Annotated in this window: 16 protein-coding genes and 1 tRNA gene; 10 read left to right on the top strand and 7 right to left on the bottom strand. The window is 60.2% G+C overall.

Annotated features, from left to right (window positions below; genetic code table 11):
- Window positions 1-349: 349 nt before the first annotated feature.
- From GC127_RS17785 to GC127_RS17795, 3 genes are read right to left on the bottom strand one after another with little or no spacing between them, the layout of a single operon-like run.
- A complete protein-coding gene (locus GC127_RS17785) occupies window positions 350-997 on the bottom strand; it encodes a response regulator transcription factor (protein WP_081508408.1) in 648 nt (215 codons plus the stop codon).
- Window positions 994-2,421 carry a cache domain-containing protein gene (locus tag GC127_RS17790; RefSeq protein ID WP_151979162.1) on the bottom strand — a complete coding sequence of 476 codons (1,428 nt, stop codon included), beginning with the start codon at window positions 2,419-2,421 and terminating at the stop codon, window positions 994-996. The genes GC127_RS17785 and GC127_RS17790 overlap by 4 nt, the downstream gene beginning before the upstream one ends.
- Before the next feature lie 47 nt (window positions 2,422-2,468).
- Window positions 2,469-3,731 carry a SulP family inorganic anion transporter gene (locus GC127_RS17795; RefSeq protein WP_151979163.1) on the bottom strand — a complete coding sequence of 421 codons (1,263 nt, stop codon included), beginning with the start codon at window positions 3,729-3,731 and terminating at the stop codon, window positions 2,469-2,471.
- Window positions 3,732-3,976: 245 nt separating this feature from the next.
- Here GC127_RS17795 and GC127_RS17800 point away from each other — a divergent pair, with 245 nt between their 5' ends.
- The 4 genes from GC127_RS17800 (at window position 3,977) to GC127_RS17815 (ending at window position 8,693) form a co-directional block, all read left to right on the top strand.
- Window positions 3,977-5,062: a TRAP transporter substrate-binding protein gene (locus tag GC127_RS17800; protein ID WP_008282133.1), complete on the top strand. Its 1,086-nt coding sequence runs from the start codon at window positions 3,977-3,979 to the stop codon at window positions 5,060-5,062.
- 103 nt (window positions 5,063-5,165) lie between these two features.
- On the top strand, window positions 5,166-6,056 hold the full coding sequence (locus GC127_RS17805; protein WP_151979164.1) for a TRAP transporter small permease subunit: 891 nt from the start codon (window positions 5,166-5,168) through the stop codon (window positions 6,054-6,056).
- A 14-nt stretch (window positions 6,057-6,070) separates the two neighbouring features.
- Entirely contained in the window at window positions 6,071-8,428 is a 2,358-nt protein-coding gene (locus GC127_RS17810; protein WP_151979165.1) for a TRAP transporter large permease subunit, read from the top strand.
- Between the two features lie 175 nt (window positions 8,429-8,603).
- Window positions 8,604-8,693 (top strand) — tRNA-Ser (locus tag GC127_RS17815).
- 100 nt (window positions 8,694-8,793) lie between these two features.
- On the opposite strand, the gene GC127_RS17820 is transcribed toward GC127_RS17815, so the two are convergent.
- Together GC127_RS17820 and GC127_RS17825 are read right to left on the bottom strand one after the other, a co-directional pair.
- Window positions 8,794-9,246, bottom strand: coding sequence for a hypothetical protein (locus GC127_RS17820; protein WP_151979166.1), 453 nt, complete (start codon window positions 9,244-9,246; stop codon window positions 8,794-8,796).
- Window positions 9,247-9,293: 47 nt separating this feature from the next.
- Window positions 9,294-9,977 carry a Crp/Fnr family transcriptional regulator gene (locus GC127_RS17825; RefSeq protein ID WP_151979167.1) on the bottom strand — a complete coding sequence of 228 codons (684 nt, stop codon included), beginning with the start codon at window positions 9,975-9,977 and terminating at the stop codon, window positions 9,294-9,296.
- Window positions 9,978-10,158: 181 nt separating this feature from the next.
- Here GC127_RS17825 and GC127_RS17830 point away from each other — a divergent pair, with 181 nt between their 5' ends.
- The 3 genes from GC127_RS17830 (at window position 10,159) to GC127_RS17840 (ending at window position 13,987) form a co-directional block, all read left to right on the top strand.
- Complete coding sequence (locus GC127_RS17830; RefSeq protein ID WP_151979168.1) at window positions 10,159-10,905, top strand: hypothetical protein; 747 nt, start codon at window positions 10,159-10,161, stop codon at window positions 10,903-10,905.
- 31 nt (window positions 10,906-10,936) lie between these two features.
- Window positions 10,937-13,036 carry an alkyl/aryl-sulfatase gene (locus tag GC127_RS17835; RefSeq protein WP_151979169.1) on the top strand — a complete coding sequence of 700 codons (2,100 nt, stop codon included), beginning with the start codon at window positions 10,937-10,939 and terminating at the stop codon, window positions 13,034-13,036.
- Between the two features lie 144 nt (window positions 13,037-13,180).
- The gene (locus tag GC127_RS17840; protein WP_151979170.1) at window positions 13,181-13,987 is read left to right on the top strand and encodes a transporter; all 807 of its coding nucleotides are present in this window, start codon (window positions 13,181-13,183) and stop codon (window positions 13,985-13,987) included.
- A gap of 91 nt (window positions 13,988-14,078) precedes the next feature.
- Here GC127_RS17840 and GC127_RS17845 read toward each other — a convergent pair whose 3' ends face one another.
- Window positions 14,079-15,230 carry a Do family serine endopeptidase gene (locus GC127_RS17845; RefSeq protein ID WP_151979171.1) on the bottom strand — a complete coding sequence of 384 codons (1,152 nt, stop codon included), beginning with the start codon at window positions 15,228-15,230 and terminating at the stop codon, window positions 14,079-14,081.
- Between the two features lie 136 nt (window positions 15,231-15,366).
- On the opposite strand from GC127_RS17845, the gene GC127_RS17850 reads away from it, so the two are divergent.
- Both GC127_RS17850 and GC127_RS17855 read left to right on the top strand, forming a co-directional pair.
- A complete protein-coding gene (locus tag GC127_RS17850; RefSeq protein ID WP_151979172.1) occupies window positions 15,367-16,038 on the top strand; it encodes a response regulator transcription factor in 672 nt (223 codons plus the stop codon).
- The gene (locus tag GC127_RS17855; protein ID WP_151979173.1) at window positions 16,035-17,387 is read left to right on the top strand and encodes a HAMP domain-containing sensor histidine kinase; all 1,353 of its coding nucleotides are present in this window, start codon (window positions 16,035-16,037) and stop codon (window positions 17,385-17,387) included. The genes GC127_RS17850 and GC127_RS17855 overlap by 4 nt, the downstream gene beginning before the upstream one ends.
- 99 nt (window positions 17,388-17,486) lie before the next feature.
- Here the strand turns inward: GC127_RS17855 and GC127_RS17860 are convergent, their stop codons facing one another.
- Window positions 17,487-19,163 carry an alpha/beta-hydrolase family protein gene (locus GC127_RS17860; RefSeq protein WP_151979174.1) on the bottom strand — a complete coding sequence of 559 codons (1,677 nt, stop codon included), beginning with the start codon at window positions 19,161-19,163 and terminating at the stop codon, window positions 17,487-17,489.
- Window positions 19,164-19,490: 327 nt separating this feature from the next.
- On the opposite strand from GC127_RS17860, the gene GC127_RS17865 reads away from it, so the two are divergent.
- Window positions 19,491-20,573, top strand: a complete 1,083-nt coding sequence (locus GC127_RS17865) for an alpha/beta hydrolase (RefSeq protein WP_151979175.1) — start codon at window positions 19,491-19,493, stop codon at window positions 20,571-20,573.
- The last annotated feature ends 70 nt before the right edge of the window (window positions 20,574-20,643 follow it).

Below are 20,643 nucleotides of genomic sequence, written 5' to 3' on the forward strand. Positions count from 1 at the left end.
GGGGGCGCATGGGGGACCCGAAGGGTGTCCGTTACCGGCCCATGCGCCACTTACCTACGATGAATACGAGTGTGTCCATGCGGGCGACTCCGTTCTGCGTGGCCGGGACATTAGGTGCGGGGGCAGGGGGCGTCAAGCCGATTTGGTGGATAAAATGTCGCAAAACGGGATGAAATCTTTGCATTTGTTGCGCAAAAAGGGGCGCGGACGTGTGTTTCCCGTTTTGAGTGCATGTCAGGGCCGCATTTTTCGGGAATCGCCCCGTGATGCTGGGGCCATGCGCGCGGCTTTCATCTGGCCTAAAATACCTCGGGGGTTTGGGGGCTGGCCCCCAATCTGGCCGCAGGGATCAAAGGCGCACCCCGGTGCCCTGCAACACGCCATGTTCGAGCGCATAGCGGGTCAGCCCCGCCGTTGAGGCGATACCAAGTTTGCGCTTGATGTTCTTGCGATGCGTCTCGACCGTGCGCACGGAAATATCGAGCGCTTGTGCCACATCTTTGTTAGATTTGCCTTGGGCCAGTTGCAGCAGGATCGTCTGCTCGCGGTTGGTCAGCTGTTCGCGCTCGGGGTTTTCATAGGGCTCAAGCGAGCCTTTGGCCCCGGTGCACAGATAGCGTTGCCCGGTCATCACAGCGTCTATGGCGCGTTTGATCTCATCCGTGGGCACATCCTTGAGCACATAGCCCGCCGCGCCATGGCTGAGCGCTGAGGAAATATACTCGGGGCTGTCATGCATGCTCAGGATCAGGATGCGGGTCTCGGGGCGTTTCTCGAGGATGATTTCTGTCGTGGTCAGCCCCCCCAGCCCCGGCATGTTGAGGTCAAGCAGGATCACATCGGGCGCAAGGCTCTCGACCCGGTCGATGATGGCCTGACCGTTGCCCAGCGTGGCGAGGATTTCGACATCCTCATAGCTTTCGAGAATGGATTGGATGCCTTCGGCGACCATTGGGTGGTCGTCCACGATTACGATCCGGATCGGTCTTGGGCTCATGCGCGGGCCTTTTCCTTGGGGTTTGGCCGCTCTTGTGGCGGCAGAAGGTGTGTGAGGGGCACATTGGCTTCGATGGTCGTTCCGGTTTTCCCCGAGATCACGGTCAGTGTGCCGTCCAACTGTTCGACACGTTCCTGCATGTTGCGCAGGCCAAGCCCGCCGCCGGGCGTGCCCGAGGGTTTGGCGCGGTCGAGGCCGCAGCCATTATCTGCAATGCGCAGCGTGGCGCCATGTGTATGGCCGCGCACATCGACGGTCACGCGGGTAGCGCCGGAATGTCGCTCGATATTAGTGAACGCCTCTTGAGCGACACGGTAGAGCGCAATCTTGGCTTCGTCATCAAGCCGGTTGCGGAAAACCACGGTGCTGAATTCGGTCGTGATGCCGGTGCGTTTGCCAAACTCTTCGGCAAGGGTTTTGAGGGCGGGGCCAAGGCCCAGATCATCCAGCACACCGGGGCGTAGGTCGCGGCTGATGCGGCGAACCTCTTGAATGGCCCCAGAGAGATGGGTGATACCGCGTTCCAGCGTGTCGGCGGCGCGGGCGTCGCCTGCCGCCAGCCGCCGCTTGGCGGTATCGAGCGCATAGCGCACGCCAACAAGAATTTGGCTGATACCGTCATGGAGTTCGCGCGCAACGCGGCGGCGCTCTTCTTCTTGGGCATCAAACACCCGCTGTGTCAGTTTCTTGAGCTTGGCATCGGCAAGGCGACGTTCACGGATGTTGATAAAAAGACCGGAGACAAAGACCAGCAACAGCGCTGCCAGCATCGCGGCACCGATATAGAAGAAGGTGCGCTCTACCCGCGCTTCGACCATCTGGCGAGAGGCCGTGACAGTGGCCACCACATCGTCGATGAAAACGCCCGTGCCCACCGCCCATCGCCAGTCTTGGAGCCCGATGACATAGGTCACCATCTGCGCGCGCTCGCCGGTCGAGGGTTTTGGCCATTCATAGCTGTGATAGCCACCGCCCGTACGCGCCAGCCGGATCAACTCATCGGTGATGGGCTGGCCGCCTTCATCCTCCAGCCCCGTCCAGTTGCGGCCGATAAGTTCGGTGCGGCGGGGACTGACAAGGTTGGTGCCGTCATAGTTGAACACAAAAAAGTATCCGTCCTGACCATAGAGCATGCCCGCGAGGATCTGGCTGACCTGTTCCATCGCGGCTTCGTCATTCGGGGCCGCGCGCCCGTAGATGTTCACAAAGGCGGTTCTGGCGATGGAGAGGTAATTCTTGAGCTCCGCACGCTTGGCCTCGATCAGTTGCGCCTCAAGCGTTTCGATCTCGCGTTCTGCCAGTTGACGCGATTGAAGCGTGACGACGACAGAAATCGCCAGCGCCGTCAGGATCAGCGGCAGGGTGGCGATCAGAAAAAGCTTTTGGCCATAGTTAAGCCGGATGCGGGCGAAGAGGCGTTGCATGGATCAGCGATAGGGCCAAATGCGCCGCATTTCCAGCCTCTCGTGTATCAGTGCTCGGGCGGGCGCCAATCGGCGGGGGGCACATCGCCGCGGCGCAGGCGCAGCGCAAGCCCCAAGGCCACGCCCACCCCGATGGCAACTGTCAGGTCCGCCAGAACGGTCAGCACAAGCGTCAGCACAAGCAGCACGCGGTCCGAGGGACGGTCGGCCATGTAACCGCGCCATTTATGGGGCTCTGACATATTCCATGCGATCAATATCAAGAGCCCGGCAAGGGCGGGCATGGCGAAATACCCTGCCAAGGGCGCTGCAAGCAGCATCACAAGCAAGATCACGAGCGCATGGATCATGCCCGCAACGGGCGTGCGCCCACCGGCGCGCACATTGGTGGCGGTTCGGGCAATCGCGCCCGTGGCAGGCAGCCCACCAAAGAGCGCCGAGCCGATATTGGCCACGCCATTGGCCACGACCTCGGCATTGGGTTGTGATTTGTCTCCGATCATCCGGTCGGCCACGGCTGCGGAAAGAAGCGATTCCACGCCCGCCAAAAAGGCGATGATAAGGGCGGATGGCAGAAGGTCGATCATCCGCGAAAGGCTGAGGTCTGGCACCACGGGCAGGTTGGGCGTATTGGGCAGCGGACCAAAGCGAGAGAGAAGCGTATCCACTGGCAGATGCCAAAGCGCCACTGCGGTCGAGGTCAGCCCGACCGCCACGATCAGCCCCGGATACCGAGGTGCTGCGCGACGCAGCCCCACGATCAGCACCATGGTTGCCAATCCGATCACCAGTGCTTGTGGGTTGAACGTGTCGCGGGCCTGCCAGAGCGTTTCGATCTTTTCAAGAAATTCGGCGGGAAGGCTTGTTGTGGTGAGGCCCAGAAAATCCTTGATCTGGCTGGTGGCAATGATGATGGCAATACCGATGGTAAAGCCGTTGATCACAGCCTCAGGGATGTGACGCACAAGGCTGCCGGCGCGCAATCGACCCGCGACCACAAGGATCACGCCAGCCATCAGCGTGGCGATGATAAGCCCGTCCTGCCCGTGTTCTGCGATAACGCCGTAAACCACCACGATAAACGCACCGGTGGGTCCGCCGATCTGAACCCGGCTGCCCCCCAAGGCCGAAATAAGGAAGCCCGCGATGATCGCCGTTGTCAGCCCTGATGCCGGGTCCGCGCCCGACGCGATGGCAATGGCGATGCTGAGCGGCAGCGCCACCATAGCCACGCTGATCCCTGCGAAGAGGTCCGCACGGAACAGGGCCCCGGTATAGCCCGGTAGGGTGGTGAACAGCTTAGGTGTCATGTGCGAATCTCAACACCCGCGCCGATCCGGTTTCAAGCACAAAGAGCGAGCAGCGTGCACAATTGCATGCAAAGTCAGTGTGTGACCCCGGAAATCATCACGGAAAGTTTGAGACTCGCCACGGTTTCTACGCAGTAGTCGGTATTTGCAGATGCAAAACCCGTCGCTAAGGTCTGCCCACTACACAGGGTCCGGGTGCTGCCAAAGAGGTGGCGGCACTGTCATAAAAATGGGGAGGAAACCAAATGGATCGTCGTTCTTTTCTGAAAAATACCGCTTTGGGTGGCGGTGCTGCTGTTGCGGCTTCGACGCTGGCCGCGCCGCTTTATGCGCAGGGTGCGCGCAATCTGACCATGGTCACGACATGGGGCAGGGGCCTTGCGGGCGTGTTTGACGCCGCGCAGCGGGCCGCCGACAATATCAACGGCATGGCCGATGGCAGCATCGTGATCGACGTGAAAGGTGCCGGTGAACTGGTGGGCGCGTTCGAAGTGTTCGACGCTGTGACCGCGGGTCAGGCTGACATGTATCACGGGGCCGATTACTATTTCGTTGGTCAGCACCCGGCTTATGGCTTCTTCACCTCGGTGCCCTTTGGCATGACAGCGCAGGAATTGGTGAACTGGTACTACCATGACGGCGGTGCCGCGCTTCACGACGAGCTGGGTCAGATCTTTGGTCTCAAATCCTTTCTTGCGGGCAACACCGGCGCGCAGGCAGGCGGCTGGTTCTCGAAAGAGATCAACGGGCCGGAGGATTTCAACGGTCTCAAGTTCCGGATGCCCGGCCTGGGCGGTCTTGCGCTGGGCAAACTGGGGGCGAGCGTGCAGAACATTCCGGGTGCCGAAGTCTATCAGGCGCTGGCCTCGGGTGCCATCGACGGCACCGAGTGGATCGGTCCCTGGGCCGATGAAAAGGCCGGGTTCCAAGAGATCACCAAGTTCTATTACACCGCTGGGTTCCACGAGCCGGGCGCGGGCCTGTCGATCGGTATGAACCGCGAAGTGTTCGAGAGCCTGACCCCGGCCCAACAGAAGATCATCGAGATCGGCTGTGCCGAAGCGCATCAGTGGAATCTGGCACAGTTCCTGTCCAACAATTCGTCGGCCTTGCAACGCCTGCAATCCAATGGCGTCAAGACGCTGGAGTTCCCCGATAGCGTCTGGGATGCCTTTGGCCAAGCGTCTGACGCCGTGCATCAGGAAAACATGGGCGACGAGATCTACAAGCGCGTCTATGACAGCTACATGGCATCCATGAGGTCTTCGTCGGCTTGGATCAACAAGTCTGACGGGGCCTATACCGCGCAGCGCGACCGCGTTCTGGGCTAAGTCCCGGCAGGTTGGTTTGATTGACAGGTCCCGGTTGCCGGGGCCTGTTACAATCGGATAACGGGCCACGCGGGCCCGCAGCACCGCGTGTCAGGGGGACAGGATGCTGGACGCAGTTCTCTGGATTTTCCAGAATATCGGCATGGCCTTTTACAATTTGGCCTATGCCCTCAGCCATCCCGCAAGCTGGCTGGATTGGTCCGATAAAGAGGCGATCATGCGGGTCGTCTATTACGGTGGCTCGGTCGAGTTCTTCTTTGTGGCATTCACGGTGTTTCTTGTGATTACCGCCGTGGGCATGTGGAAGAACGCTTTTCTATGGGGCTGTGTGCGCGGGCTAGAGGGGATGGCCAATACGGTTGGCCGCTTTGCCGCTTGGGCCGGGCTGATCATGGTGATCCAGCAAATCCTAATCGTGTTTATCCAGCGCATCTTTGCGCGCCCGGATATGGTGTTTGGCATCGGTATTCCGCTGCAACTCGACATCAGTTGGTATTCCGAAGAACTCAAACTTTACAACGCGCTGATCGTGACGCTCTGCGCCACCTACACCTTTGTCCAAGGCGGGCATGTGCGGGTTGACCTGATCTATGCGCCGGTCAGTCACACCACCAAAAAGATCATTGATATGGTGGGCAGTCTCATTTTCATGATGCCGATGGCGGTGTTGACGTGGATGTATGGCTGGTTCTTCATGTGGCGGCATTTGATCGTGCCCAACCCTTCGGCCAGCGAGACGCTGGACCGGCTCTTGATGAAATCCCGCGCGCTGCGCTGGAATGTTGAAACCATCGGGTTCAGCCCCAACGGTTTCAACGGCTATTTCCTCTTCAAGGTGTTGCTGGTGCTTTTTGCGGGGATGGTGTTCCTGCATGCGATGGCGTTTTTCTGGCGCTCTTATCTGGAGTTCAAGGAAGGCCCCGACAGTCTGGGCAAATACCTCGACCGCGACACGCTGGGTCAGGGCGAAGAAGCCTTTGAAGGCACACATTAAAGGGGCAGGGACCAATGCTATTCGGACTTGACGGGGTCGAGATCGGGCTGATCATCGTATTTCTATGCCTCTTTGGGGGCATTCTATCCGGCTTTCCCGTGGCCTTTGCCATCGGGGGTGCGGGTGTCGTGGCGTTTGGCATTATTGCCGGTTTGGACAGCGCAGGGCTGCTCATCCATCAGGCCATCGACACATCGAGTGAAGCCTATAATGCCATCGTGGCCAGCGGTGTGAGGCCCGATGCGATTTCGGTGTTCCGATACCCGGATTTGCCGCGAGCTGCGCAGCCGGTGTTTCCGCAGGGCTGGGAAGTTGCGCTGGATCGCAACGTATCGTTCCTTGTAAACCGGATCAACGAACGGGTTCTGGCAGGGGCCTCTATCGAGACGCTGCTGGCAGTGCTGATGTTCGTGATGATGGGCATCACGCTGGAACGCTCCAAGATCGCCAACGATCTTTTGACCACGATGTCGCGGGTGTTTGGCCCGCTGCCGGGCGGTCTGGCGGTATCGGTCGTGGTGGTGGGGACCTTCCTTGCGGCGTCGACCGGGATTGTGGGCGCAACTGTGGTAACCATGGGCCTTTTGAGCCTGCCCACGATGCTGCGCGCGGGCTATAGCCCACAACTGGCGACGGGGGTTATCGCGGCCTCGGGGACGCTGGGGCAGATTATCCCCCCCTCTATTGTGATCGTGCTTTTGGGCACGCTGGCGGGGGATCTCTATTCCGTGGCGCAGGAAAACCGGGCGCAAGCCGTGGGCTGCACCGATGCGCTGACCTATCTGGGCGAACCGGCAGTGGTCTCGGTTGGCACGCTCTTTCAGGCGGCGCTCTTGCCGGGTGTCATGTTGGCTTTGCTCTATGGGCTATACGCTTTTGGCTACGCGCTGGTGAACCCGTCCAAGGCCCCGGCGGTGCAGATCGCCAGTGGCCCACGCGGCGAGGTGATTACCCGCGGTGAGGGGTTCACGTGGTTTCTGGGTGTTCCGGTGGCCTTGATTGCCGGGGTGATGCTGTTCTCGACATTGGGGGTGGTCGGCAGTCAGAGCCTGATTGTGGACAGTTTCAGCGATCAGGGCAGTTCCGCGTCGCTGCGTACCAATGTAAGCCCCGAGTGTCAGGCGGCGATGATCGAATTGCACGGGCAATCCAAATGGGATGCGGCGGTGGCCGAGCAGCAGACGATTGATGCCGCCGGTGGGGTGGCGGCAAGCGTGCGACTGACTCCAGAAGAAATTGCCGCGCTGCGCGCACAGAAAGAGGTGGATGCCGCCCCCATCGGCACAGGGGTGGCCACGTTGATGGTGATGCTGGCCCTGACGCTGGCGGTGGCACGGGGCGTCGCTCCTTCGGCCAATCCGGCTCCGCTCCTGATCGGGGCGCTTGGTATCTTGCTTGGGCTTTTGGTGGATATCGCGCTCATCCGCCCGTCGACCTCTGCGGGGGTAACCGTGCTGTTGTTGCTCCTCCCATTGGCCATGGCCTGCTACGGCTGTGCCCACGGTGCGGTGCGGATGGCCAAGAACGATTTGATCCGCGTTGTCTTTCCGCCTTTGGTGTTGATCGTGGCGGTTCTGGGCTCGATCCTGGGTGGGATCACCAACCCGACCCCGGCGGCAGCGCTGGGGGCAGGCGGGGCCATCATGCTTGCGGCCTATCGCAAGCTGCGCGATCAGGACCGGTCGCCCAAGATCATCATCCTTGCCACCTTGGCGGTGGTTCTGTCGATCCTGATCGGCATCAACTTTGACCTCCGGATCAATCAGGGCGGAGTGAGCTTTGAATCTTGGGTGGCATTCTTCTTTGCCTATGCCGCCTATCTCTATGCGGTGTTCGGGCTCTTGTTCGCCTGCTGGGTGCTTTACACCGGCGGTGTGCTGACGCCCGTGGTGCGCGAGACGGCTAAGGTCACAAGCATGGTCTTTACCATCTTGATCGGTTCGCAACTCTTGAACCTTGTGGTCATCAGCTTTGGCGGTGAACATTACATTCAGGAATTCCTCAAGAGCTTTGACAATGAGCTCAAGGTTTTCCTGATCGTGATGCTGGTGCTCTTCGTGCTGGGCTTTGTGCTCGATTTCCTTGAGATCATCTATATCGTCATCCCCATCGTGGGGCCGGTAATCTATGGCGGCACGTTTGATCCAAAATGGGTGACGATCATGATCGCGGTCAATTTGCAGACGTCGTTCCTGACCCCGCCTTTTGGATTTGCGCTGTTTTATCTGCGCGGCGTGGCACCAAAGGAGGTCACAACGGGCCATATCTATCGCGGGGTTATCCCCTTTGTGCTGATACAGGTTGGGGCGCTTGGAATTTTGTGGTTCTTTCCGTCGATTGTCACGATTGTCCCGGCATTGATGGCGAATTGAGGGTGTCACGCGCTCTGTAAAGAGGGCCCAAGGTACTCTGGAACCAGAGACCCATAGAGCTGACCGCCCCTTACGAGGGGCGGTTTTATCTTTTCCAGGGCATGCGCAAAGGATCGGACAGACAGTCGAAATTTGGCCTTGTAACTCTCCTACAGGGGCGGCTATACGCGTCAACGGAGCTGTGGCCGAGTGGTCGAAGGCGCTCCCCTGCTAAGGGAGTAGGCCCGGAAGGGTCTCGTGGGTTCGAATCCCATCGGCTCCGCCATTACCCATAGTTTTATTGGGTAAAATCAATTTGTTTGAATCCTACCCCCCCTTAAAGCCCCACATAGAAGACGCGCTTACCGGCTTTTGGCTGACCGATACTAGTCCGAGGCCCAGCCGCTTTGCTCAATCAGCTTTTGCAACTCGCGTGTCTGAACAATTAGCTTACCGTCACGCGGTATTAAGCAATCAGCCCGTAAATTCTTTGGATGTGGCCTGCTCCGCTGAGAGTCCTCGTTCATGAGGTAGCTTTGTTCAGGTTTTGGCGGTCCCTCGAGCTTGCGGCTCTCCTGCCATTTCAGGATAGCGTTGGAAGTCCGTTCGGTCCCTTTGTGAGCGACCACCATGCAGGGATAGCCCCGCAGGTCAGCATCTTCTGATCGGGTAGGCAGTTGCCGATAGACACGCGGATTGATGCCAACCAAACCGCAGGCTCGCCGCTGCCGACATCCCTTCAGCGTTGATACATTCTTCGGCTGCTCGGCCAGCAGTTTCTTGAGCTTGGTGTTCTCGGCCTCAAGAGCCTTCAGTCGCTTGGCCTCCGACACGTCCATGCCGCCAAACTTCGCACCCAGGAGAGAGCCTGGTGTATTGACGCATTTCAGTCTGGTTGGGCGGCGCGTTCTAGGGCGGCGTGGTCAACGATCCGCAGACCGCCATAGTCTGTGCGCACCGCGCCGACCTCGATCAGCGTTGCAAAAGCGCGGCGAAAGGCGGCACGGCTCATGCCCGCCATTCTTCCGAGGTCTTCTTGTGTCACCCGGACGGTTCCATCGTCACTTGCCAGACGCAGCAGCATCCGGGCGAACCGGGCCCGCGGGGGTAGAGAAAGCGTCTCGGCGTGGACCCTCAGGGCAAGCATCGTGTTGTTGTGGCTGAGCCTGAAAAAGCATGGCCAATCTTCGGGATTGTTGGCAAGGTTGCGGCGCACGGCGTTGATCGGGATGCGGAAAACGCGGCAATCCGTAGCCGCCGAAACGGTCACGCCCCGGTTCTTCTCCGCCAAAAGCGCCGAGTCGCCGATCCAGAAGCCGGGCTTTGCCCGATAGATGGTCACTTCCTCGTCGCCCCCGATTGCAATCGAAACATCAAGGAGGCCTTGGCCCAAACCAAAGAGCGCGTCCGGGGCATCACCAATCGTATAGATCAGTCCGCCGCGCGGAACCGTCATCCAACGACCGGCCATCGCCATGCGGGTCTGGAATGCCAATGGCTGCTCATGGAGCCAGCCCTCAGTGGGCAAACTGGAGAGCAGACTGGTGGCTTTTTCATCTGATTGCTTCATTCGTCGCAAACCCTCCCCATAAAGTCGGTATGATTCATTAAATACGAATGACGTCTGAATTTCGTTGACAGATATCAATTGGGCTTTCGGGCGGCGAGACGGGTCTGCAGCCGAGGGGGAAAGCTTTCATATCGGAAACGAGCAGGCGACACGTTTTGACCGCAACTGGGGAGCGTGGAGGATGTCTTGGAAAACGTGCATCATTGCCGCGTTGACGGTTTCGCCACTGGCGTCGGTGGGGGCAGCGCAAGAAGCATCGTGGGAATTCACCCTCTCTCCGTATGTATGGACGCCCGGGGCCTCTACATCTATCGAGACCGGTTTTGGCACGATTGACGCCGATGCGGGTGTTGGCGACGTCCTCTCGGCAACTGATTTCGCCTTTATGGGGGTGTTTGAGGCGCGGCGCGGGCCTTGGAGCCTGATCGCTGATCTTGTTTATACCGATCTCTCTGAGCGCCAGAATGCCCCGTTCGGCGCTCTCTTTTCGCGTGCGACGGTGGAAACTGAACTGCGGGTGGCAAGCGGCTATGCGGCCTATCGGCTAAAGGAGAGCGCTCAGGTGTCGGTCGATCTGATGGGCGGGTTCCGTGCTGTGAGCGCCGATCTGGATGTGAGGCTCGCACCGGGCACGCTGCCGGGGCAGAGGTTCAACTTGGGTGACACTTGGATTGACCCAGTTCTGGGCGGGCGCATTCGTGTCGCCCTCAACTCGCGTTGGTATCTCACCGCCATGGCCGACTTTGGCGGCTCGGGGGGCGGGGACGACCGCACTTGGCAGGCCGTTGGGATGCTGGGCTACCAGATCAACGACCGTTGGTCGGTGCAGGGCGGTTGGCGCCACACGACGATCGACAGAGAGATCAAGGGACGCGACGTCGAGATTGATCTCGGAGGGCCGCTGATCGGTCTGACCGCACGGTTCTGACACTTGAGGATAACGCAATAAGGAGAGCACAATGACCACAAGGCGCCAATTCATCGGAGCCATCCCAGTTACGGGCGCAGCTTTTGCGCTGAGCGGTGCGCTATTCACCGAGGGGCCAGCCTTGGCTCAGGAAGCGCCGCCACCGCTTGCGGGTCATTTCCACCCCAAAGGCAAGGCACCCAGCGTTCACACCATCCGGGCGCTCGAGGCGTCAGTGGCAAATCTGCCGCTCTCGGATACTCGGGATTTCGAAGAGCAGGCGCGCGGCTTCCTTGCCCCCCTGCCTGACCTCAAGATTATGGCGGATGCGGGCAACGTCGCCTGGGATCACGAGAGGTTTCTATTCAACGAGACGCAAGAGACCTTTGACAGCATCCATCCCTCGCTTCTCCGGATTGCGCGGCTGAACAACAACTATGGGCTCTATGAGGTTATTCCGGGCATCTATCAGGTCCGTGGCCCCGATCTTGCCAATATTACCTTCGTGCGCGGCAAGACGGGCTGGATCATCTTTGACATCATGACAGCGGCCGAGACAGCGCGGGCGTCTTGGGAGTTGTTCCAGCGCGAGGTTGGCGACGGTCTGCCGCTCAAGGCGGTGATTTATTCGCATACGCACGGGGATCACTTTGGTGGGGTGCGTGGTATTGTCAGCGATGAAGACGTAACCTCGGGCCGGGTCGAAATCATCGCTCCAGGCGGCTTTATGGACTTTACCATCTCGGAAAACGTCTATGCCGGGAATGCGATGAACCGGCGGCTGTTCTACCAATACGGCCTGCTTTTGCCGGTGGCACCGCACGGGTTTGTAACGCAGGGCCTTGGCCATGTTGTCCCTGCCGGGGCATCCGGGTTGATCGCGCCCACGCGCTCGATCACCGAGCCCATCGAAGAGGTCGAGATCGACGGGTTGCGGATGATCTTTCAGAACACGCCCAACACCGAAGCCCCTCGGGAGATGAACACCTATATCCCCGAGATGAAGGCGCTGTGGATGGCCGAGAACGTGACGGCGACGCTGCACAATATCTACACGCTGCGCGGTGCTCCGGTGCGCGATCCGCTCAACTGGTCGAAATATATCGCCGATGCGCTGTTCCGCTTTGGTCAAGAGGCCGAAGTCATGTTCGCCTCGCATCACTGGCCACGTTGGGGCAACGCGCGCATTCAGGAGGTGCTCCGCGACCAGCGCGATCTCTACGCCAACGCCAATAACCAGGTTCTTCATTACGCCAATCAGGGTGTCACCATCAACCAGATCCACAATGTCTATGAGGTGCCGAAGGGGCTTCAGGCGAAATGGCATTGTCGGGGCTATCACGGCTCTCCTGAACACAACGCCCGTGGTGTGGCACAGCGCTTTCTCGGGTTCTGGGATTGCAACCCTGCAACGTTAATCCCGCTATCGCCCGCCGACTCGGCTCCGCTTTATGTCGAGATGATGGGCGGTTCCGAGCGGATCATCGCGCGCTCGCGCGCCTTGTTTGACGCGGGCGACTATCTGCTTGCCTCGGAGATCATGAACAAGCTGGTTCAGGCGGAGCCGGGCAATGTCGAGGCCAAGGACCTGCTTGCCGACGTCTTTGAACAGCTTGGCTATCAGCAAGAGAATCCGGGGCTGCGCAACAGTTTCCTCGCGGCGGCCTACGAGCTTCGGACAGGTATTCCTCAGGGCGCAACCGCAAGCTCGACCGGGCCGGATATCATTCGGGCCATGTCGACCGAGCTTTTTCTCAACTTCCTTGGCATCCGGATGGACAGCCAAAGGGCGGAGGGGTTGGAATTCAGCATCAATCTTGTGACGCCGGACAATGGTGAGCAGTTCATCGTCGAGTTGCGGAACGCAACGCTGACCAACATTCAGGGGTTCCAGGACCCGGCGGCGGACCTGACGCTGACGATCAACCGTGCCGATCTGGAGGTGACGATGGCGGGGATCAAGCCACTGGAAGAACAGCTTGCCGATGGCACGGCAACGGCCGAGGGCGATCTGGCAATCCTCGGGCAGCTTGCGGCGTTGATGGTAGATTTTGATCCAAGGTTCGAAATCATGCCCGGCACCAAGGCAAAATCTGATGCGGCGGATACAGACCCCTACGCGGCTACGGTCGGGGCTGTCATTTCCGAGTAAACCTCTGGTGGTCAGCGCTGGATCATCGCTTGCCACCCCCTTGTTCGCTTGACCTTGCATTCCGGGACGACGGCAGAACGCCGGAGGCGCAGCATCCGCCTTAGGACACCCCGGAGCAGATCAACCTCAAAAAGGAGACGATCCATGCGCCGACATCTTGTCGCTGTGGGCCTCAGCCTCTTGCTTGCTGGCCCATGGGGCGGGCAGGCCTTGGCCCAAGACGCCGAAGAGCTTGCCCAGCAACTGGCAAATCCGGTCGCCTCGTTGATCAGTGTGCCGTTCCAGTTCAATCAGGATGATGGCATCGGACCAAATGGCGATGGATCGCGACTGGTGCTTAACGTCCAGCCGGTTATTCCCTTTTCTATCGGCGAGAATTGGAACCTGATTTCTCGGACCATTGTTCCGGTTATCCGTCAGGACGATATAGTGCCTGGATCAGGATCGCAGAGCGGCCTTGGTGACATTCTCCAGAGTTTCTTCTTCTCGCCCAAGGCCCCCACGGCGGGCGGTGTCATATGGGGGCTGGGGTCTGTCGTGCTCTTTCCGACTGCGACCGATGATCTGCTCGGTTCCGAGAAATGGGGGGCAGGGCCGACTGGCGTCGTGCTGGTTCAACGCGGGCCCTGGACAGTGGGGGGGCTGGCCAACCACATTTGGTCCTTTGCCGGTGATGGCGCGCGCGCGGATATCAACAGGAGCTTTGTGCAGCCCTTCGTGTCTTACACCACCGAGAATGCTTGGACCTTCACGTTGCAGACTGAGACTGCCTATGACTGGGAGACCGAGGACTGGGCGGTTCCGGTCAATGCGGTTGCCTCAAAACTGGTGCGGATCGGGCGCAAGCCGGTCAGCCTGTTCGGCGGAGTTCGCTATTGGGCCGACAGCCCAGCCGCAGGTCCCGATGGTTGGGGGATACGCTTTGGGGCGACATTCCTCTTTCCAAAATGAGTTGGCACGGATCGGGAGGGGCGGGTTTGCGCAATATGTCGGGTGGGTTGTCCGTGTCGGCGCCGCATGGATGCGCCGACACGGATTTTCCTCAGGCGTTCGGATTAGCCAATGTGCCAATCGTCACGTCGAGGGTCTTTTCCGTGCCTTTGTGCAGCACGGTGACGGGCACGACGGCCTCGGGATCGGTCGCCGCCACGGCGCGGGTCAGATCGCGCAACTCGGCAATCGCGGTCTCGTTGAAGCTGAGGATGATGTCGCCTTGCATGAGCCCCGCCTTGGCAGCGGGGCTGTCGGGCGTCACATTCTCGATCACAGCGCCTCTGGGGGTGTCATAACCCAGCACCTGCGCGATATCCTCGGGCATCGGCTTGATCTGCACGCCCAGCCAGCCACGGGTGATCATGCCGTCATCCGACAGGTCCGCCACGATGTGCTGCACGAGGTCCGACGGGACTGCAAAGCCAATGCCGACCGACCCACCATCGGGAGAGAAGATGGCGGTGTTCATGCCGATCACCTCGCCTGCGTTGTTAAAGAGCGGCCCGCCGGAATTGCCCCGGTTGATGGCGGCATCGGTCTGGATATAGTCATCATAGGGGCCAGAATTGATGTTGCGCGACAGGGCCGAGACGATGCCGGATGTCACCGTGCCGCCCAGACCGTAGGGATTGCCAACTGCAACCACCTCATCCCCGGCCCGCATCGCGTCCGACTTGCCGAAACGCACGAAGGGCAGGGGTTCCTCTGTGTCAAGCTGAAGAACGGCCACATCAGTCAGCGGGTCGCTGCCGATAACGGTGGCGTCGAATGCACGGCCATCGGCCAATTTGACGGTCACGGTCTCGGCACCTTCGACCACGTGGTTGTTGGTGACGATCTTGCCGTCTTCGGAAATGATGAAGCCCGATCCAAGACCTTGACGGGCTGGCATCTCACCCTCGGGCATCATCCGCTCGAATTGACGGCGCAGCTCTTCGGGCAGGTCTTCGGGCAATTGGCCGGACATGTTGGTCGGCTGTGCCTTGGCGGTGACTTCGATATAGACCACTGCGGGCGAGACGGCGGCGACAAGATCGCCATATCCCCCCGCAGGGACAGCCAGTGCCGGGCTGGCGATGCCGAGAGAAAGGCCTGTTGCGCCCAAGACGGCGACAAGGGCTGCGGACCCTGCAAGGCGACGGGAAAGAGGTGTGGAGGACATCATTGAAAGCTCCGTTGTGTTGCGTGCGATGGTGCCCATATGATGCGCGGGTCTCACAGCCGGATGTGCCCAACTATACAAATAGTTTAGGAAGGGCAGGCGCTTCCAAAAACGGGTGCAAATCGGTTCCAACGGGGATAGCCGGTTCACAGGCCAAGGAAATCACGAGGATGACATGAAGCTGCTTGTGGTCGAAGACGATGCAACGACGGGGGCCTATATCGCGCGGGGTCTGCGCGAGGAAGGGCAGAGCGTCGATCTGGTCAGCAACGGGCGGGATGCGTTGATTCAGGCAATGAGCGGACCCTATGACGTTCTGATCATCGACCGAATGCTGCCGGAAATCGACGGGCTGACACTGGTCAAGACCCTGCGCTGCGCGGGCAACCACACGCCGGTTCTTTTCCTGACCTCGCTTGGCAGCGTCGACGAACGTGTCAACGGTTTGAACGCGGGGGCGGATGATTATCTGGTCAAACCCTTTGCCTTTGGCGAGTTATCGGCACGGGTTGCGGCGCTGGCGCGGCGTCCGCATACGCTGGAGCAAGAGACCGTGTTGCGCGCAGGCCCTCTGGAAATGGATCTGATCGCCCGCAAGGTGACGCGAGAGGGGCAGGAGATTGACCTTTTGCCACGTGAGTTTGCCATTCTCGAACATCTCATGCGCCGCAAGGGGCGCGTGCAGACACGCACGATGCTGCTCGAGGCGATCTGGGATATCTCGTTCGATCCGATGACCAATGTGGTCGAAACCCATATCAGCCGCTTGCGGGCCAAGGTTGACAAACCCTTTACAACCGAACTTATCAAGACGGTGCGCGGTGCCGGCTACCGGATCGACGCATGACCTTGAGGCGCGCCTTTTTGCTGCGCTCCATGCCGATCCGGCTGGCGGCGGGGCTTGTGCTCTTGTTCGCGCTGGTATCGCTGCTGGGGCTTTGGGCGAGTTACCTCTACACGCGGTCCTCTTTCGAGCAGACGCTCCGCGCCGATCTTACGCAGGATATGGCGGGTTTTCGCGCGGCCCCGTCTGCCGCCGCCCTCGCCGCACTGGTCGAGGCCGAGGCACGCAGCACCGATCCTGAGCGGGTCGTGCTGAGCTATTTCGCCCCGAACGGGCGGCATTATGGCAATGCGCTGGTGGCACGCGATGCGGATGGATATCGGATCATATCCTATCTTCCGGGCAATCCTGAGATTGAGGGGCGATTTCTGGCGCTGACCACATCGCTGCAGGGTGGCCAGTTGACCGTGGCGCGCAGCCTTGCGCATATCGACGCGCTGCGGGATGCGTTTCTCAACATTCTGGGTATCTCGCTGCTGCCGACGGTTCTTGTGGCGCTGTCGGGCGGGTGGGTGCTGGCGCGGCGCGGCGCACGGCATGTGGCGGTCATCAGCGGAACGCTGGATCACCTGACATCGGGAAACCGAGAGGCGCGGGTGGGGGATGTCACGGGCTGGTCAGACGATCTGGCGCGCATCGCCGCCAAGGTCGATCAGATGGCCCGCGCGCAAGAGGATGCGGTCGAGAGCCTGCGGCAGGTGTCCTCGGATATTGCCCATGACCTCAAGACCCCGATCCAGCGCGCCGCCGTGCATCTGGACGATCTGAGCCAGAGCCCGGATCTGACCAAGGAGGCGCGGGAGATGCTGGGCCGGGCTCAGGCGGAACTCGACAGGATCGTGGCGATCTTTCACGCGCTCTTGCAACTGTCGCAGATCGAAAGCGGCTCGCCACGAGGGCGGTTTGCGCCGGTGGACCTGTCAGAACTGTGCCAGACGCTCTGTGATGTTTACGATCCTGCAACGGCCGAGAATGGGCAAATGCTGATCTGCGCCCTGCCGGATGCGCCCGTGCGCCCGATGATGGGGGACCGCACCCTTTTGGGGCAGGTTCTGGCCAATCTCATCGAGAATGCGATGCACCACACCCCGCAAGGCACCACGATCACCGTTGCCCTATCAGAGGCAGAGACCCATATCGATCTGTCGGTCACGGATAACGGCCCCGGCATTCCCGAGGCAGAGCGGGATCTGGTGCTGCGCCGTCTCTATCGGCTGGATCGCAGCCGCGGGACCCCCGGAAACGGTCTGGGGCTGAGCCTGGTGGCGGGCATCGCCCAGGTGCATGACGCGGCGCTGACCCTCGAAGATGCGGGGCCGGGTCTGCGGGTCAGGCTCCGCTTTCCCGCCTAAAGCCTTTCGGCATTTCGCTGAAACGCCAACACGCTTTAACCCTTTAAATTGGCGAAACTTCAAACCCAAAAAAGTCTATCAACTTTTTCTGAAATTGCCTCAGCGCGGGGTGAGATCCCTCAGGTGGTTGATGAGCCGCGCTTCGATTTCGGGGGTCCAGCCTGCAGGCTCCAGCGTTTCGGCCCAGGCGGGAATATAGTGGCGTGCGGCGTAATCATGGCCATAGCCCAGCGTTCCAACCGCAACCGCCATGTCAAAACCGACCTGCAACATCGTGACAAGAGGCACCCAGCGCATGTCCGGCCCCAGATCCGGCGCGCGGTTCGCTCTGAGCCAGTCGGGACGCCGCCAAGCCAGAGAATAGTCGAAAAAGACGATGGGATCGCTGCCATATTGCAAGAACACAAGGCGGATCGGTCCCCATGGAGCCTCAAACCGCTCCAGCCCGCCATCCTGATTGGCGGTGCGGATCAAAGACCCGTTTCCGAATTTCGGACGCCATGCCGGGCTATCGGGATGGCGCCGGTCCTGCACCATCCGCCACATGTCGCTCAGGAACGGAGAGCCGGTCCACAGAGCGCCGTGAAAGGGATCCCCGAACATATTCAGAAGGGGAACGGTTTCCTGTGACAGGAAAGCCCCAAGGCTCAGACCGTGCAGATAGAGGCGGGGGCGGCTTGCCGGTGGCAGCGCGGTCCAGTGCCCATAGATCAGATCAAAGAGTGCGCGGGATTCCGCGAGCCCGTTCTCAGGGTCGATGATCACCGACATCGGGCTGGACAGGTAGGAATACTGGATCGCGACCGTGGCCACGTCCCCTCGCGTGATATACTCCAGCGTATTCATCGCACCGGGGTCGAGCCAGCCGGACCCGGTGGGCGTGGCGATGACAAGGTATTTCCTTTCGAATCCGCCCACCCGCACCAATTCGTCAAAGGCGAGCTTCGCGCGCTCTTCAACCGTCCCCGAGGCGGTGAGCCCGACATAGACCCGGATCGGTTGGCGGGCCGGTTCCTCCCAGAACGCCGCGATCTCGGCGCGGTCGGGGCCCGAGATCACATAGCCGCGCCCCCAACGCCCCAGATCCTCCCATGCGATCAGCGAGGCCGCACTCCCCGGCGTGTCCGCGTCCGTCGGCGGTGCAAGATCAGGCGGGATCACCAGATCGGCGATCCGCGACGTGGTGTCGATCGTCCTGAGGGCAAAGCGAAAGGCAATCCCGTCGATCACAGCCCAGAAGATCACGAGCGCCAAGAGCAGCCCGACCCCCCGCGCGACACGCGGTGGCAGATACCGCGCGGTGCGACGATACCATTTGGCCGCGAGCAGCTCAAAAAGTCGCCCCGCGAAAATTAGTAGCGCGGCAACGGCCAGGGCAATTGCGACAACAAAGGTCGTGGCAAAGCCGTCGAGTTCGGGCAGGCCCCAGACTACGCGGATAGAGTTCTGCCACTCTGCGCCCATCCAGAGGCCAAAGCCGCAGATCATCAGCGCGAGCGCATAGATCGCGTAGATTTGCACGCGCGATGGCCGGAAAGCCGGTTGCACACCCAGCCAGTAAACGCCTGACCTGACAACGTATGCCGCCGCATAACCAATCGCAAAGACAAGACCCCCAAGTGCCCCCTGTATCTCGGGGCCGCGCGGCACCATCGACGGCGTGAGCGACATGGCAAAGAGCACGGCTCCAACCAGAATGCCCGCAGGAGAGAGCGGCCCGAACAGTCTCGGCAGCAGTTGAATCACGCCATCGGGGCGATTTTCCTTGTCGCGCATCCCTGTACCTCGGACTGACGGTCTACCGCATTACATGGCACCATGGCCACCTGACAATCCAGCCCAAATGCCCGGATTGATGGTGATGCGAAGGTCAGGACCATCCGGACCGTTGATCCGCGCCGCGCAAACAGGGTCGACGGCCCGACGCCGCCCTAAGGATCAACCCGGTTGGGTCAATCCTCGTCTGGACAACTTAGGGAGCCTGACCGAATGTGCTTGGGAAACTTCCAACCTAGCGGGGGCGACATGGGTCTTGCACACGAATCCACAGTTCCTGCGCCTGTCCTTCAGTACCGTCGCTGCACCTTGATTATCGGTGTCTTGATGACACTGATCCTAGCGGCCTGCAGCCGTCCTCCTGAAATCATAGGCATCGACAATCCGGCACTCCGCCCGGCGGTTGAGGCTGAGAGCACGCGGCACCGAATTTTTATCACAAGCAGCCGCGCGCCGTCCGAGGAACCCGGAGCGTTCTTGTCGGCCAACCGCGCGCGGACACTTGGTCTTGCATCTGTGGATGTGTTGGTGCCTCCGACCCATGCCATCGGCCAGTTGAAGCGACCAAGACGCCTGCCGCCTGACCCGCGAACAGAGTTCATGGCCGTTGATCCGGTGACCTATGCCGGTGATGTTGCCTTTGTTGACGCGATCAACCGCGAGCTTGCAAGCCGCCCCGCCGACAAGCGGACGATCCTGCTTTTTGTCCACGGGTTCAACAATACGCCAACAGATTCCCTGTTGCGGTTGGGTCAGTTTGTCGAGGATAGCAACTTTGAGGGCGTGCCTGTCTTGCTGAGCTGGGCATCTGCGGCACGCACGATCCGGTATGTTCACGATCTCAACAGCGCTCTGATCGCCCGGGATATGGTGCCTGAAATAGCCGAGATTCTGGGACAGACCAAGGCGCATAGCGTTGATGTTTTCGCGCATTCCATGGGCAGTCTCTTGACCATGGAAGGTCTTGTGGAGCGTGATCGAAGCGGTGAGCTGGGCCGTAGAAAAAATCTGAATACCATCGTTCTGGCCGCGCCCGATATCGACATTGATCTGTTCCGAGCACAGCTCAACCGGTTATCCCCCGAAATCCGGCGCTCGATCTTTTTGCTAATCTCAGAGCGGGACGCCGCTTTGCGTGTTTCTGCCCGCCTTGCCGGTGGTGTGCCCCGTGTGGGGGCTGCCCCGCTCAGGGATCTTGAGGAATTCGGGCTGACCGTGATTGACCTGTCAGACATCAACGATTCTAGCTCCGGAAGCCATTCGGCATTTGCCGGTTCGCCGGATGTCGTCCAACTGATCGGGGCGGGACTGAACAGCGCAGGTCGCTTTGGAGAGGATACGTCCCCTCTGATTGATCAGATCCTGACCGTGTCCCCCATCCGGGTTTTGCGACAGAGCCCCGGCGGCTGAGGATCTGCCAACGCGCTCAGTCGATGTGCAAATTGTTGATTTTCGCGTCGGATTGACCCGCTTTTCCATT

This window comes from Roseovarius sp. EC-HK134 (assembly GCF_902498815.1).
GTDB lineage: Bacteria > Pseudomonadota > Alphaproteobacteria > Rhodobacterales > Rhodobacteraceae > Roseovarius > Roseovarius mucosus_A.

Coding starts and splice junctions, on each gene's coding strand:
- GC127_RS17785 (WP_081508408.1), bottom strand. CDS start 997: ATGAGCCCAAGACCGATCCGGATCGTAATCGTGGACGACCACCCAATG.
- GC127_RS17790 (WP_151979162.1), bottom strand. CDS start 2,421: ATGCAACGCCTCTTCGCCCGCATCCGGCTTAACTATGGCCAAAAGCTT.
- GC127_RS17795 (WP_151979163.1), bottom strand. CDS start 3,731: ATGACACCTAAGCTGTTCACCACCCTACCGGGCTATACCGGGGCCCTG.
- GC127_RS17800 (WP_008282133.1), top strand. CDS start 3,977: ATGGATCGTCGTTCTTTTCTGAAAAATACCGCTTTGGGTGGCGGTGCT.
- GC127_RS17805 (WP_151979164.1), top strand. CDS start 5,166: ATGCTGGACGCAGTTCTCTGGATTTTCCAGAATATCGGCATGGCCTTT.
- GC127_RS17810 (WP_151979165.1), top strand. CDS start 6,071: ATGCTATTCGGACTTGACGGGGTCGAGATCGGGCTGATCATCGTATTT.
- GC127_RS17820 (WP_151979166.1), bottom strand. CDS start 9,246: ATGGACGTGTCGGAGGCCAAGCGACTGAAGGCTCTTGAGGCCGAGAAC.
- GC127_RS17825 (WP_151979167.1), bottom strand. CDS start 9,977: ATGAAGCAATCAGATGAAAAAGCCACCAGTCTGCTCTCCAGTTTGCCC.
- GC127_RS17830 (WP_151979168.1), top strand. CDS start 10,159: ATGTCTTGGAAAACGTGCATCATTGCCGCGTTGACGGTTTCGCCACTG.
- GC127_RS17835 (WP_151979169.1), top strand. CDS start 10,937: ATGACCACAAGGCGCCAATTCATCGGAGCCATCCCAGTTACGGGCGCA.
- GC127_RS17840 (WP_151979170.1), top strand. CDS start 13,181: ATGCGCCGACATCTTGTCGCTGTGGGCCTCAGCCTCTTGCTTGCTGGC.
- GC127_RS17845 (WP_151979171.1), bottom strand. CDS start 15,230: ATGGGCACCATCGCACGCAACACAACGGAGCTTTCAATGATGTCCTCC.
- GC127_RS17850 (WP_151979172.1), top strand. CDS start 15,367: ATGAAGCTGCTTGTGGTCGAAGACGATGCAACGACGGGGGCCTATATC.
- GC127_RS17855 (WP_151979173.1), top strand. CDS start 16,035: ATGACCTTGAGGCGCGCCTTTTTGCTGCGCTCCATGCCGATCCGGCTG.
- GC127_RS17860 (WP_151979174.1), bottom strand. CDS start 19,163: ATGCGCGACAAGGAAAATCGCCCCGATGGCGTGATTCAACTGCTGCCG.
- GC127_RS17865 (WP_151979175.1), top strand. CDS start 19,491: ATGACACTGATCCTAGCGGCCTGCAGCCGTCCTCCTGAAATCATAGGC.